The following is a 14,760-nucleotide window of genomic DNA, read 5'->3' on the forward strand; positions in this document are numbered from 1 at the left end:
CAAAAAGGAGGAGGCGATACCGCCATGAACGAACCCCTCGGCACCCGCGGTTCATCCGCACGCGACATCGTGTACGCCGGCTTGAGAGAACAGATCCTCAGCCTGGAGCTGCCTCCCGGAACGGCTCTGTCCGAAAAGGACTCGGCCGCCGCCTTCGGCGTCAGCCGCACTCCCGTACGGGAAGCTTTTTTGCGGCTTGCTCAGGAACAGCTGGTTCAAGTGCTTCCGCAGCGCGGCACCTTCGTCTCGCTGATCGACCCGGAGCTCGTGGAGGAAGCCCGCTTCATGAGGGAGCAGCTGGAGAGAGCCGTCATTCGGCTCGCCTGCGCCGGCTTCCCTCCGCTCTCGCTCTCCGCGCTGCGGGACAATCTCGCCGCCCAGCAGGATGCGATGACGCGGCTCGACGACCGCAAGCTCTTCGAGCTCGACGAAGCTTTCCACCGCACGCTGTTCGAGGGCTGCGGCAAGCTGAACACCTGGTCGGTCATCCAGCAGATGAATCTTCATCTGAACCGGGCCCGCTTGCTCCGACTGGCGACGGATCCCCATTGGAGCCATCTGTACGAGCAGCATGCCGCCATGGCGGAGGCGATCGCCGATGGACGCGAGGAAGCGGCCGACGACCTCATGAGGCAGCATTTGCGGCTCGGCATCGCCGACCAGGAGCTGCTCAAGAAGGAATATCCGCACTATTTCAAGCCGGAAAAGGAGAATGCCCAGTGAAAATGAGCTTCCGCTGGTTCGGCGAAGGCAACGATACCGTCACCTTGAGCCAAATCAGGCAAATTCCAGGCGTCACCGACATCGTCTGGTCGCTGCACGATATTCCGGCCGGAGAGGAATGGCCGCTGGACCGGATCCTCGCGCTCCGCGATCAGGCAGCGGCGCATGGCCTCGGCATCAATGTCGTCGAGAGCGTCAACATCCACGAGGACATCAAGCTCGGACTCCCGAGCCGGGATGCCTACATCGAGAACTACATAAAAACGATGGAAAAGCTGGCCCAGGCCGGCGTGAAGGTCATCTGCTACAACTTCATGCCCGTCTTCGACTGGCTGCGCACCGATCTTCATCATCCCAGCGGAGACGGCTCGACCGCGCTGTTCTATGAGAAGAGCCGAATTGAAAACGTCGATCCGTTCGAGCTCGTCCGGCAAATAAACGCGAATTCCACGCTCACGATGCCGGGCTGGGAGCCGGAGCGCCTCTCCCATCTCGCTTCCTTGTTCGAGGCGTACCGCGGAGTGACCGAGGAGCATCTCTGGGATCACCTGAAGTATTTTCTCGACAAGGTCATCCCGGCAGCGGAAACGCTCGGCATCCGGATGGCCATCCACCCGGACGATCCGCCATGGCCGATCTTCGGCCTGCCGCGCATCATCACCGGTCAGGACAACCTGCGCCGCTTCCTCGCTCTCCATGACAGTCCCGCCAACGGCATTACGCTGTGCAGCGGCTCGCTCGGAGCGAACCCCGCCAACGACATCGTGGGCATGATCCACGAATTCGCGGACCGCATTCCGTTCGCCCACATCCGCAACGTCAAGGTGTTCGACAACGGAGATTTCATCGAGACTTCCCACCGGACGCAGGACGGAACCGTCGATATCGCGGGCATCGTGAAGGCTTACCACGACATCGGCTTCGACGGTTACGCCCGCCCGGATCACGGCCGCCATATCTGGGATGAGCAATGCCGTCCCGGCTACGGACTGTACGACCGCGCGCTCGGCATCATGTATTTGTGGGGCCTGTGGGACGCGGCAGGCTACCGGGCTCCGTCCGCCGCGAAGGAGGGACACGCTTCATGAGCCAGCTTCCGATGCATTCTTCTCTGGAGGGCAAAACCGTCGTCATTACAGGCGGCTCAGGCGTGCTCTGCCGGGTCATGGCGCTGGAGCTCGGCCGCCAGGGCTGCCGCGTCGCCGTCCTCGGCCGCAGCCTCGACAAAGCGGCTGCCGTCGCCGATGAAATCTCGGCAGCCGGCGGCACGGCCATCGCGCTCTCCTGCGATGTGACCGATCCCGACAGCGTCGCTGCCGCTGCCCTGTCCGTGCTGGAGCGGCTCGGTCCATGCGACATTCTCGTCAACGGCGCCGGCGGCAACCATCCCAGCGCCAACACGACGAACGAGATTTTCCGCTCCGGGGATCTGGAAGACGAGAAGACGGTTTCGTTCTTCGATCTCAGCGTCCAGGGCTTCCGGAACGTGTTCGACCTCAACATGGTCGGAACGCTCCTTCCGACCCAGACGTTCGCCAGGCAGATGCTCGGACGTGGCGGCACCGTGCTCAACGTCTCCTCCATGAGCGCGCCGTCCCCCATGACCAAGGTGCCTGCCTACAGCGCCGCCAAAGCTGCGATCAACAACTGGACGCAGTGGCTGGCCGTCCATATGGCCGAGTCCGGAATCCGCGTCAACGCCATCGCTCCCGGCTTTTTCCTCACAGAGCAGAACCGCGGGCTGCTGCAAAATCCCGACGGGAGCTGGACGGAGCGGTCCGGCAAGATTATCGCCCATACGCCGATGCGCCGCTTCGGCGTTCCGGAGGATCTGCTCGGCACGCTGCTCTGGCTGCTCGACTCCGAATCGTCCGGCTTCGTGACCGGCACGGTCGTGCCGGTCGACGGCGGGTTCATGGCTTATTCCGGCGTCTGATACGAAATACCGTCAAGGAGCATCAGGCTGGATCTCGCCGGATGCTCCTTTTTCCCGGCATGTCCACGAACTAATCCCTCGCTTCACCCATTCGTGTAAGCGCTTCACCGTAACTTTTAAATGTACCATCTCCATCCCCATCCGCGACATGTCTTTCCTTATGCTTTCTTGTCTTCATTTGTGCTAATATCTTCCAATTAAACCGCCGAATACCACATCTCATTCCATTTTTAGCGGGTGCATTATGGACTATAATACGAATTGCTCCCCAGTAAAGCGCTTTCAAAAATGAAATCGAAAGGAGGCTCCGCAAAACCTGCTTGGGTTCAAGCTGACTGCCGCTGCTGCATTCGACACCCGCACATCCAATCGTAAAGGAGAGATTCATTGATGAGCATGAAAAAATGGCTGAACCGCCTCGCCTTGTCCGCCATCGCCTTGGCGCTTGCCCTGCCGCTGCTGTCCGCCCCGCCTGCCCGGGCCGCGGCCAACGGCTTCTATGTCAGCGGCAGCTCGCTGCTCGATGCGAACGGCAGCAGCTTCGTCATGAGAGGCGTCAACAACCCGCATATCTGGTTCGACAGCCAGGCTTATGCGGCTCTGACCGACATTGCGGCGAAAGGCGCCAACACGGTGCGCATCGTCTGGAGCACGAGCGGCACCGCCAGCCGTCTCCAGCAGATCATCGACCGCTGCAAGGCGCTCAAGATGGTTTCCGTCATCGAGCTGCACGATGTGACGGGAAGCAACGACGCGGCCAGACTGAACGACATGGCCAAATACTTTGCCCGAAGCGACGTCAAAGCCGTCTTGAACAGCAACGAGAAGTACACACTCGTCAACATCGCCAATGAATGGGGCGGCAGCGACCTGAGCGACACCGCTTGGCGCGACGCTTATCAGACCGCGATCTCCACGCTCCGGGGCGGCGGCATCAACAATACGATCGTCATCGACGGCTCCGGCTGGGGTCAGAACTCTTCCCCGATCAAAGCCTACGGCAAAACGCTGCTCAACTACGATCCGAAGCATAACGTCATGTTCTCCATCCATATGTACGGCTCCTGGAACGACTCCAGCCGCATCGGCACCGAGCTGCAGGCGATCAAAAACCTCGGCCTCGCCGTCACGGTCGGAGAATTCGGCTACAACTACAACAACGGCAGCAACAACCTGGGCTGCAAGGTGAACGCCCAGGAAGTACTGAACCAGGCGCAGGCCAAAGGCATCGGCTACCTGGCCTGGTCATGGACGGGCAACGACAGCGCGAACGCCTGGCTTGATCTGGCCAGCAGCTCCGACTGGAAGACGCTGACCTCCTGGGGCAGCCTCGTATTCAACGGCACGAACGGCATCGCCTCCACGAGCAAGAAAGCGACCGTATTCGGATGAGCCGCTGAAAAAGTTGTCGCTGCGTGCGCGAATCATTCTTCCGGCCCCATTCCTTTCTCCAGAACGATTCCGCGCCCTTCGCTTGTTTTTCAGCAGCCTCTATCCTGATCTCTGTCCTTCCTGCATCCGGCGGCCGAACGATTGCGTTCGGCTGCCTTTTTCTTTTTTTCAACATCTCTCCAGGCTTCTCGTTGGTATAATGAGAGGACAGCTTTTAGGGGAGGTAGATGCATTTGAATGCAATCGCGGTATTTTGCGGATCCAGCATGGGCGCCAGGCCGACCTATGCCGAAGGAGCGGCCAGACTCGGCTCGGAGCTGGCGCGCAGGGGCATCACCCTCGTCTATGGCGGGGCAAGCGTCGGCATCATGGGAGTGCTTGCCGATTCCGTTCTGCAGGCGGGCGGCCAGGTCATCGGCGTCATTCCAACGATGCTGGAGGAAAGGGAGATTTCCCATCGAGGACTGACCGAGCTGATCGTGGTCGGGTCCATGCACGAAAGAAAGCTGAAAATGTCCGAGCTCGCGGACGGATTCATCGCGATGCCCGGCGGCCCGGGCACGATGGAAGAGCTGTTCGAGATCTTCACCTGGGGACAGCTCGGCCTGCACCGCAAGCCGATCGGCTTGCTGAACGTGGACGGCTACTACGACGGACTGATCTCTTTCTTCGGCCATATGAACAAGGAGCAGTTCCTCCAGGACAAATACTTGTCGATGGCGCTGTCGGATTCCGACCCGGCCTCGCTTCTGGACACATTCGCTGCGTATACGCCTCCGGAGGTCAAGACGTACATCAAGAATAGCCAGACGTAACCGCCGAACGGCACGGCTCCATCTATGCAGGGCCAAGCAAAAAGGCATTCGGACGCGAGCGGCGTCGGAATGCCTTTGCTGCCTGTTGAAAAACAAGCATTATGGACGGGAGGAAGGCTCCTCGCCGGCCTCGTTTTTGCTTTCCCGTGCAAAATCGGCGATTCGGGCATGAATGGCATCGCGCACCTCGCGGAACTTCGCCATGATCTCCTCTTCCGTTCCCGTCGCCTTGGCTGGATCCTCGAACCCCCAGTGCCATTTGACGACGTCCGGATTGGAAATGGCCGGGCAATGCTCGTCCGCATGCCCGCACAGGGTAATGACATAATCGGCCGCGTTCAGCAAATCCGGATCGATCACATCCGAGCTGTGCCCGCTTATATCGATGCCGGCTTCCTTCATTGCTTGCACCGCGCGGGGATTCAAGCCATGCGCCTCCAGGCCGGCGCTTCTGACGTCGAACCGTCCACTCCCTTCCGCCTTGAGAAAGCCGTCGGCCATCTGGCTGCGGCAGGAGTTGCCGGTACATAAGAAATATACGATCGGTCTAGCGTTCATAGGACGGGATATCCCCTTTCCTTTTTGATTTTGACCTTGCAATCAGCAGCCAGCCGAAGGCTGCAAAGATCAGAACAGCGCCCGCATTCGCAAGCCAGACATGAATGACATTCAAGGACAGGAACGATAGCCACAAATAGAGTCCGGACAAAGTAATGAGCAGCGTCGGAACCGTAAGCGCGATTCCCGTTTTGAAATAATACCCCCAGCCGATGCGCAAGCCTTTGCGGGAAAGGACATGCAGCCAGAGGAGAGTCGCCAGCGAGCCGATCGGCGTAATTTTCGGCCCAAGATTGGAGCCGATGACGTTGGCATATATCATCGCTTCCCGAATGACGCCGCTAGTCTTCGTCGCCTGGATAGCCAGCGCATCGATCATGACCGTCGGAAGATTGTTCATGACGGAGGACAGCACCGCTGCGATGAACCCTGCAGCTATGCTCGTCATCAGCAAGCCTTGCCGGCCGATGGCTTCGAACAAGGAAGTCAGCGAGTCCATCAGCCCTGCATTCCGAAGGCCGTATACGACGACGTACATCCCGATTGAAAAGATGACGATCGACCACGGAGCGCCTTTGACCAGCTTCCGGACATCCACCTCCGGGCTCCTTCGTACGGCTGCCAGAAACAGGAGCGCTATCGCTCCGGCCGGTATGGAAACCGGAACATGCAGCCAGCCGCTGGCAAAGTACGTGATCGGAAGAGCCGCCAGCACGATCCAGGCGAGCTTGAACAGCCGGGGATCCTTGATGGCGTCCCGCGGATTTTTCAGCTCGCCGACCGTATAGCTGCCGCGGATGCTTTTCCGGTAGAACAGGTACAGCACGAGCAGGCTGGCCGCTATGGAGAACAGCGATGGAACGATCATGCGGCTGGCGTATTCGTCAAAAGAGATGCCGAAAAAATCGGCGGAGACGATATTGACGAGATTGCTGACGACAAGCGGCAAGGATGCGGTGTCCGCAATGAAGCCGCTCGCCATGACGAAAGGCAGAACCATCCGATCGTCGAACCGGAGCGCGCGCACCACCGCCAGTACGATCGGAGTCATGATGAGCGCGGCTCCGTCGTTTGCGAACAGAGCCGATACGGCCGCCCCCAGCAATATCATATAAATGAACATGAGCAGGCTGCTTCCGCCGGCCAGCCGAGCCATATGCAGGGCGGACCATTCAAAAAAGCCGATCTCGTCCAAAGCAAGCGAGATCAGGATGATGGCGACGAAAGCCAGCGTCGCGTTCCATACGATTCCCGTTACCGCCGCCACATCCTCAAGGGTAACGACTTGAAAGAGCAAGGCGGCAATCGCTCCCCCGGCGGCCGGCCAGCCGATGCCGAGTCCTTTGGGCTGCCAAATGACGAATAGTAGTGTAATTGCAAATAGAATTGCTGCCGTGATTGCCATCTTTGACCCCTCTTTATTCCCCGCAGCCCTTCAACCGGTTCAGCCGTTCGGTTTGCGGCGGGATGCAGCTTAAAATCGATTCCACATGAGATTTGTCTTCCAGGCTTAAAGAATAGTAGATCCAGGTCCCTCTGCGGGATTCCTTCACGAATCCGGCCTCCTTGAGCTTCCTCAGATGCTGGCTGACGCCAGGCTGGGACAATCCGACCAGCTCGACAAGATCGCACACGCACAACTCCCGCTCCCGAAGGCAGGCAAGGATCATGAGCCTTGATTTGTCCCCCAATAGCTTCAAATGTCCGGTTAATTGTTCCATCCTAGCTTCCACTTTGCACCTCCAGCATGAACTTCCCTTGCTATTATATTAGCGATCATTTATATAAACAATTGCTAATATAATTTGCCGTCTTTTTATATGTTGAAAATTCGGATGAAATTCACCTTGACCCTGGAACTGGAGATTACCTGGTATCACTGGCAAAGGAGAGTCAACAAGTTTAGCTCTATCGGTTTGACTAAAGTAAATCGACATTCCTTATATGTGCACTGCGCCTTGCACATAATCGGAGAAGAATGACTTCTTTCTTCCATGCGTTCAACTGTTCGGACCTTCTTTGGCGGCATAGAAAAATCCCCCCCGATCAACAGCGCCGAGTTCATGATGGCATGAACTCTTTTTCACTGTCTGCCATGAGGGGATCATATCCTCCTGTCATGCTCATAGAAGATTAAACCAGACCAGCCTCTTTCAAATTAAGGTAACTGACCAGCACCGTTTCGAATGCGGTCAAGTTGCGCAGCTGATCCTGCTCGACTGTCATCCATTCGACCCCGCCGATTTCACTGGCCGCCCGGATCGAGTCGTGGATGCTGACGATGCCGGTTCCGACTGCCGTCCATTTGCCGACCACGTCCGTCCCATAAACATCCTTGATATGTATGGCGGGGACGCGGCCTGCCATTTTGCGCAAGATGTGAGCCGGATCGGCTCCGCCGACTGTTATCCAAGCCACATCCATGCGGAAATACAACGCTTTCGGATCGGTATGCTCCGCCAGAATGTCCAGCGCATACAGGCCGTTGAAGGTGGTTTTGAACTCGTGATCGTGGTTATGGTAGCACAGCTTCAACCCTTCGGCAGCGAGCCGTGCGCCTGCGGCATTGTACAGCTCGGCGTCGCGCAGCAGCTCCTCTTTCGAGTTGCAGGGCGCCCACCATAAGGTGACATGGGAAGTTTCCAAGGACAACGCTTCCTCAATGATTTTGTCGAGGTCGTTGCGCAAATGATCCAGGCTCGCGCTATGAGTGGCTACTTGCAAACCGAGCTCATGAAACCGTCTGACATTGGCTTTCACATCTCCTTGCAGAAGCTCTCCGGCTCCTTCGATGCCTTCATAGCCGATCTCAGCCACGCGCTGCATCGTTCCCCAAAAATCCTTTTCCGCTTCTTCCTTAATCAAGCCGATAAGACCTAGCTTCGGTCTGTTCATTTCGCCCGCTCCTTGTCGTTTTTGTCCTTTGACGGAAAAGCTCCGCTCTCAAGCGCGAAGCGCTTTGAGATGGGATAGCTCGGGTTCCTCTTCCGGAACCAGACAGTCGTTGACATTTCGGTACAGGCCTACCATCTGTTCATTCGGCTCGCCGGTCTCTACTGGTGGCTTCCACGACGGGTCTGCACGGCTCGCGGATATCTACATCCCATAACACCGTTATCAAACACAACGATGGCATGCTCGCCTTTCCCGCAGCCGATAAAAGCCACACGATTTGAGTGGCTCATTTCCAATCCTTCCATTTATTCACGCAATGCCGCAGCGGAAACGTACACATACCGCTCGAACCGCGCCATGACATGGCTTTTCTGCGTCGGATGCCGGTCATACAAATAGTCGATAAAATAACCCGGGTGCTCCGAATTTCCTGCGAACATATCGTAATGCAGCGGAATGACCGTGTCGAAGCGAGCTGCGACCGAGAGCTCTGCCGCTTCCCTATAATTCATGTTGCCTACGATATTCCTCGCCATGCGGAATGGGTCGCGCCCGTTGATCGGCAGCATGCCGAGGCCGATCGATTCGGCCTGCAGCAGCTCGATCAGTCCGGGATATACGGTGGTGTCTCCGGCGTGGTACATCGTAACGCCGTTCAGCTCCACGACATAGCCTACGAAGCGATGGTCCAGATCATCATCGTATTCCAGCTCCTCATGGGCGGAGGGCAGCGGTTTGATCCGGAACCCAGGCCCGTTCCACCACTCGTTCGTTCGCGCCGAGAGCAGCTTGTCCGGTCGGACTCCGAGCCGGAGCATGTCCTCCCGACAATATCCCGGAGCCATGTAGACCGGGTCGCTGTGGGCTTCGGCCAACGCGGAAACCGTGTCCGGATCCAAATGATCCATATGGTCATGGGTTATGAGCACATACTGTGCATTCGTCATTTGCTGCGGCTTCAGCGGCGGCTCGAACGCCCGATGCGGCGAGGGCGTCAAATACGGATCGATGTAAATGACCACATCCCCTCCCTTGACGACGACGCTGCATTGGCCGAGAAACCATACCGCCAGCATGCCGAACGGTACACGGGTGTCGTCGATCTCTTGGATCAGCGCTTCTCCGATTCGTGTCGATGATTGGTTCGTCATAAGCCCAGCCCTCCATTGATATGCAGCTCGGTGCCTGTTACTTGGCTCGATTCATCGGACAATAGATAGACGGTTCCATAGGCCATATCTTCAGGAGTCTGCATGCGGCCGGAAGGGACATGCGTCAATGCCTTCCTATGCAAATCGTCCTCGCTTATGCCCATGTTCTGATGGAGTTCGATTTCCCCTTCGGAAGCTACCCAGCCGACAGTGACCCAGTTCGAGCGGATGCGGTCTCTTCCGTAGTGGGCTGCGATGTGGCGGTTCAACGTAAGCATAGCTCCCTTGGAGCAGGAGTAGGCGGCCAACTCTTTTGCGCCCTTGTAGCCGTTCGTCGAGCCCATATGAACGATAGAGCCTCCCCCGGTTTTCTGCATGGATTGAATGGCGTACATGGAGCAGAAGAATGCGCCTTTCATGTTGACGGCAAAAATCGAGTCGAACAGCTCCTCCGACGTATTCACCATCGAGCCTCTTGGGAAAATGCCGGCGTTGTTGACAAGACCGTCAACTCTGCCGTACCTGCCCACCGTCTCATCGATCAGCTGCTTGCACGCCGCTTCCCGGCTGATGTCCCCTTGGACAAACAACGCCTCCGCGTCATGGACGTCCTTCATCTCTTTTACAGCTCTGGCGCCGTCCTGCTCATTCCTCCCGCCTACTACTACCGTGGCGCCTTCCATGGCGCACATCATAGCGACTCCCTTGCCGATGCCCTTCGTTCCGCCTGTTACGACGATCACCTTGCCATCAAGCCGTCTCCCCATGTTGATCCCCTTTCAGCGTACAACGCGCCTATTAATCGTTATACAAGTTGGACGTAGGATTCCAACAATGACTGCACAGTCGGAATGTACGTTGGATCGCTGTAGAGTCCCGAATTTCTTCATGATCTCCTTACTAGGGAGAAATTCGGTTCTCAAGGCGACGCGTTTCAGGCCTCAATGCGGTAGGCACGGACCTCGGATTCCAACCCGTACCGCGCTGTATCAAGAGCGCTTTTGCCCCCGGAATTGAAATTGACGGCTCCTTGCTACAGATCCAGCTGATTGTATTTCAATCCAAGCGGCAGCGGCGCAGGACGTTCAACCTTCGTTTGGAGATGCACATGCCGGTTCGTCTCCGAAGCCTCTAAGATACCGAGTGAAATGTCCAAAATGTGCTCGGCCAAGCGGCCGCTCGCCCGATTAGGCCTGCCGCTGCGAATCGCATACGCCATATCGGCAACGCCCAGCCCTCGGCTGTCTTCCGTAAATCCGTGCGAAAGCGGAAGCTCCTTTACTTCACCGCTGCGGGACTGGATGGTCAGCAAGCTGCCCAGTCCGGATACAGGACCGAAAAAGTTCGGATCCGGTACTGTCATATTACCTTCGGTACCGAATATTTCCAGCCTCGGCTTGTAGCCAAAGCTTTCCTTGGCAGCTTGCAAGCTTGCAACCGCACCGCTGTGGAAGTCCAGTACGGCCGTAATGTTGGTAGGCGCTTCTACCGGGACGATGTCGCCGCAACGCGGAGATTTGGGGTTCTGAATGATGATTTCATGGCGGAGCTGCTGGGCGGAACCGGTCACTCTCCGAACGGGACCCAGCAAATGGACCAGTGCCGTCAAATAATACGGTCCCATATCCAGTAGAGGGTCGCCGCCGAGCTTCAAGAAATGGTGGAAATTCGGATGCATGCCGGCTTCGGCATTCCCCATAATGATCGTTGCATTCGCGGCATACGGGGTTCCGATCCAGCCTTCATCGATGAGCTTGCGGCAAGTTTGCAGCGCACCGCCCAAGAAGGTATCTGGAGCGCAGCCGACGAGCAGGCCTTTGGACTCCGCAATCGACAGCACCTCTCGTGCATCTTCCCTTGTCAGAGCGAATGGCTTCTCCGTATAAACATGCTTGCCGGCATGGAGCGCCGTGATATTGATCGCCGCATGCGCTGCCGGGGCCGTTAAATTGAGAACGATTTCAATTTCCGGATCGGCAAGCAGCTCGTCGACTGAGCATGCTGCAGGAACGTTGAATTCTTCCGCACGCTTCTTGGCAAGCTCAGGCACCAGATCGGCACATGCGACGAGGTCCACGGCATGATCGAACACTTGCGTCAAATTTTTCAAATAAATTCCGCTGATCATTCCGCAGCCGATGAGGCCTGCTTTTACCCTATGCATCAACATCACCTATTCTTTCTTCGACTTTTTCCATAATAAAGAAATTTTAACGCATTCTTATTCTATCACGGTGTAGCCTGCTTGGCCCTTCTGAAAATGCTCGATCAAACAGCAAATAGAAGCACGCCCATGTGACCCGAGAAAGGGACACTTTGAAAAAGTGCCCTTTCTCGGGTTCTTTGTGTCAGTTCTCATAAGCCCAAGGAAAGCTTGAACCGTTGGTAATATTATTGAGGCGTTAGTCAATCATCAAAAAAACGAAGCAGAATGTTTAGGTCGACTTCGTTTTTTGCTTTCTACTGTTAACCGCAGCGGCTATAGCCGCAATGGCTGCAGGTTTTGCAGCCTTCGACATTGATCAGCGACGCGCTGCCGCAGGAGGGACATAAATCCAGCGACGAAAGCTCTCCTCCGCTCCGCGCTAGAGCAGGCGGAGCTTCAGAAACATCTTCGCTGTCAGCTCTTTGAGAAAGTTGTTGCGATTTCCCAACATCTTCTTCGACAGGATGAGGAACAGCATGCCCGGCATGCGTCTCCAATGCCTTGGCAACCGCGTCCGCGATCGACTCCACCCGGTTCGCGCCGAAGCCGATTGCGCCCGAGCCGCCGATTCCCTTGAGATGCTTGATCAGAAGCTCGACCTTATGCCCGTGGTCGCCATAACGGAGGAACAGCGAGCATACTCGCCCGAGCGCCTCCGACATGGCGAATACATCCGAGCCGGCCTTGCCGACGTTGAGGAAGATTTCACCCGGCGTGCCGTCCATGTCGTTGATCGTGATGTACGCCATACCAAACGGCGTATTGATTTTGTACGTGGCGCCGCGAAGAACTTGCGGCCGCTTCCTGTACTCCTTGTCGATGACCGTGCCGGTACCGATGCCCTCATTGCCGGCTCGATGAATACCGCCCTCCGCGGCTGCCGCTGAACTGCTTGCAGCATTCGTCCCGAGGGGCGGCCCAGCCGTTCCAGCCTTGCCACCGCCGAACGGCTCCCTATCTATCGAATCCACTGAAAGCGGTGGAACCGCGTCTCGAGCCTCCTCCATTTCAGGCTCAGCGTCTTCCTTCCCCTTCGCCGTGCTCAGCACCTGAGTATCCCGGCTGCCGTCGCGGTAGATCGTTACGCCCTTGCAGCCGAGCTCGTAGGCGAGCTCATACAGCCGGGCCGTCTCCTCCACCGTGAAGTCGGCCGGGCAATTGGCCGTCTTGCTGATCGAGCTGTCCACCCAGCGCTGGATCGCGGCCTGGACGCGGATATGCTCCTCCGCCGACAGTTCCATCGCCGTCACGAACGAGTCCGGCAGCTCCTCGCCGGGATGGGCTTCCTTCCACTTCTGCGCGATCGGAACGAGCTGCTTGTCGAAGCCGAGCCGGCTTTGCCGGTAGTATTCAAAGGCAAAATAAGGCTCGATGCCGGTCGAGGTTCCGACCATCGTACCGGTGCTGCCCGTTGGCGCCTGCGTCAGCAAGGTCACGTTCCGGATGCCCCGGCTCCGCACCGCCTCCGCCACCTCCGGGAAAGCCGAGACCATGTTCTTCATGAAGCCGCTCTGCAAGTAGAGCTCGGCATCGAATGCCGGAAAAGAGCCCTTCTCGGCGGCAATGTCCGAGCTGGCCAGATAGGCTTCCCTGGCAATGAAGCGGTATAGGCTGTCGAGAAACTCCAGCGATTCGGGGCTTCCATACCGGATGCCGAGCCGGATCATCAGCTCCGCCAGCCCCATCGTGCCGAGGCCGACGCGCCTTTCCTTTTTCTGGTTCCGTTCATTTTGCTCGAAGTGGTACGGCGTCTTGTCGATGACATTGTCCAGAAACCGGATGGACCAATGGACGACTCGGCCAAGGTCCTCCCAATCCACATCATGCTTCTCTTCATCGTAGAACTTCGAGAGGTTGATCGCGGACAGGTTGCACACGCCCCAGCCGGGAAGTCCTTGTTCACCGCAAGGATTCGTGCAGATGACCGGGTTGAAATACCAGCTGTTCGACATCCGGTTGTAGTATTCCATGAACACGACCCCCGGCTCCGCCGACCGCCAGGCCGATTCCATGATCGTCTGCCAGACGTCGCGGGCTCTTACCGTCCGATAACGAGAGACGGCGCCTCCGCGCTCCTTCCATGCGGAGAGATACCCGTTCCAATGCCCGTCATAATCGGGATGCCTCGTATCCGGGAAGACGAGCTCCCACTCGGCATCCTCCTTGACCGCCTGCATGAAGCCGTTGCTGACGCAGACCGACAGATTGGCGTTCGTCACCTCGCCCATCTTCTGCTTGACCGTAATGAAATCGAGCAGATCCGGATGCCAGTCGTTGATCATGAGCATGAGCGCGCCGCGGCGGCTGCCGCCCTGCTCGATAAGCCCCGTCGCATAGCTGAACAGGCCGCCCCAGGACACCGCTCCGCTGGAGGCGCCGTTCACGCCGGCTACGATCGCCCGCCTCGGCCGCAGCGAGCTGAGATTGATGCCGACGCCCCCGCCGCGGGCCATGATTTCCGTCATTTCCGTCAAAGTCCCCATGATGCCGCCTCTGCTGTCATGAGGGGAGGGAATGACGTAGCAGTTGAACAGAGTCAATTCCTCGCTCGCCCCCGCTCCAGCGGCGATGCGCCCGCCCGGCACGAGCTTCCAGCCGTCCAGGATGCTCCGGAACCGATTCTCCCACAACTCCCGCGCCTCTTCGTTCTCTACGGATGCCATCGCCTTGGCCAGGCGGTCCCACATCTCCTCCGGCGTCCGCTCTGCGGGTAGAGTCAGCTTCTCTACATCCGATTCCACCCGCTCTCCGCTGCGGGTAACAACGGTAACCGAGCGTCCGCTGCGTGCGATGATCTCGCCGACCTCCTTGGCGGGAAACTTCGGATCGTCCTTCGTCAGCACGAGCACGGTGTCCCCGACCGCCGCCTCGCCCGGATCGGCCTTCTTCCACGCGTACCGGTCCAGAAATATTTTCTCGCTCAACCCGTTCAGACGTTCGGCCTTCGTGTCCATATGCAGCCAACCTTTCCGTATCCGGCGCGGCCCCTGATTCGCGTTTTCTCCGGGCTGCCGAAATTTAGTAGGCCTATAAAATCAATATCTAGTATCCATTCTTATTATACCCTACAACATATTGGTTTTG

General features: G+C 57.6%; 13 protein-coding genes. 5 read left to right on the forward strand and 8 right to left on the reverse strand.

Annotated features, from left to right (window positions below):
- Positions 1-24: 24 nt before the first annotated feature.
- From PHU01S_RS11895 to PHU01S_RS11915, 5 genes are all read left to right on the forward strand, one after another.
- Complete coding sequence (locus tag PHU01S_RS11895) at positions 25-723, forward strand: GntR family transcriptional regulator (RefSeq protein ID WP_127507734.1); 699 nt, start codon at positions 25-27, stop codon at positions 721-723.
- On the forward strand, positions 720-1,811 hold the full coding sequence (uxuA, locus tag PHU01S_RS11900) for a mannonate dehydratase (protein ID WP_048748344.1): 1,092 nt from the start codon (positions 720-722) through the stop codon (positions 1,809-1,811). Before PHU01S_RS11895 ends, uxuA begins: the two co-directional genes overlap by 4 nt.
- Entirely contained in the window at positions 1,808-2,659 is an 852-nt protein-coding gene (locus PHU01S_RS11905; RefSeq protein WP_049867133.1) for an SDR family oxidoreductase, read from the forward strand. The genes uxuA and PHU01S_RS11905 overlap by 4 nt, the downstream gene beginning before the upstream one ends.
- A gap of 390 nt (positions 2,660-3,049) precedes the next feature.
- Positions 3,050-4,051, forward strand: coding sequence for a cellulase family glycosylhydrolase (locus PHU01S_RS11910; RefSeq protein WP_127507736.1), 1,002 nt, complete (start codon positions 3,050-3,052; stop codon positions 4,049-4,051).
- A gap of 233 nt (positions 4,052-4,284) precedes the next feature.
- Complete coding sequence (locus PHU01S_RS11915; RefSeq protein ID WP_127507738.1) at positions 4,285-4,866, forward strand: LOG family protein; 582 nt, start codon at positions 4,285-4,287, stop codon at positions 4,864-4,866.
- A gap of 99 nt (positions 4,867-4,965) precedes the next feature.
- On the opposite strand, the gene arsC is transcribed toward PHU01S_RS11915, so the two are convergent.
- The 8 genes from arsC to PHU01S_RS11955 form a co-directional block, all read right to left on the reverse strand.
- Positions 4,966-5,424, reverse strand: a complete 459-nt coding sequence (gene arsC, locus PHU01S_RS11920; protein ID WP_048748346.1) for an arsenate reductase (thioredoxin) — start codon at positions 5,422-5,424, stop codon at positions 4,966-4,968.
- Entirely contained in the window at positions 5,414-6,829 is a 1,416-nt protein-coding gene (locus PHU01S_RS11925) for an arsenic transporter (protein WP_127507740.1), read from the reverse strand. Before PHU01S_RS11925 ends, arsC begins: the two co-directional genes overlap by 11 nt.
- Before the next feature lie 13 nt (positions 6,830-6,842).
- Positions 6,843-7,145 (reverse strand): ArsR/SmtB family transcription factor, encoded by a 303-nt coding sequence (locus tag PHU01S_RS11930; RefSeq protein ID WP_048748362.1) that lies wholly within the window; start codon positions 7,143-7,145, stop codon positions 6,843-6,845.
- Between the two features lie 412 nt (positions 7,146-7,557).
- On the reverse strand, positions 7,558-8,319 hold the full coding sequence (locus tag PHU01S_RS11935) for a sugar phosphate isomerase/epimerase family protein (protein ID WP_127507742.1): 762 nt from the start codon (positions 8,317-8,319) through the stop codon (positions 7,558-7,560).
- 305 nt (positions 8,320-8,624) lie between these two features.
- Complete coding sequence (locus PHU01S_RS11940; protein ID WP_127507744.1) at positions 8,625-9,470, reverse strand: MBL fold metallo-hydrolase; 846 nt, start codon at positions 9,468-9,470, stop codon at positions 8,625-8,627.
- Positions 9,467-10,237 (reverse strand): SDR family NAD(P)-dependent oxidoreductase, encoded by a 771-nt coding sequence (locus PHU01S_RS11945; RefSeq protein WP_048748348.1) that lies wholly within the window; start codon positions 10,235-10,237, stop codon positions 9,467-9,469. Before PHU01S_RS11945 ends, PHU01S_RS11940 begins: the two co-directional genes overlap by 4 nt.
- A 266-nt stretch (positions 10,238-10,503) precedes the next feature.
- A complete protein-coding gene (locus PHU01S_RS11950) occupies positions 10,504-11,634 on the reverse strand; it encodes a Gfo/Idh/MocA family protein (RefSeq protein ID WP_174806359.1) in 1,131 nt (376 codons plus the stop codon).
- A gap of 302 nt (positions 11,635-11,936) precedes the next feature.
- Positions 11,937-14,630 carry an adenosylcobalamin-dependent ribonucleoside-diphosphate reductase gene (locus tag PHU01S_RS11955; RefSeq protein WP_127507746.1) on the reverse strand — a complete coding sequence of 898 codons (2,694 nt, stop codon included), beginning with the start codon at positions 14,628-14,630 and terminating at the stop codon, positions 11,937-11,939.
- Positions 14,631-14,760 lie beyond the last annotated feature (130 nt).

Source organism: Paenibacillus humicus NBRC 102415, assembly GCF_004000905.1.
Taxonomy (GTDB): Bacteria; Bacillota; Bacilli; order Paenibacillales; family Paenibacillaceae; genus Paenibacillus_O; species Paenibacillus_O humicus.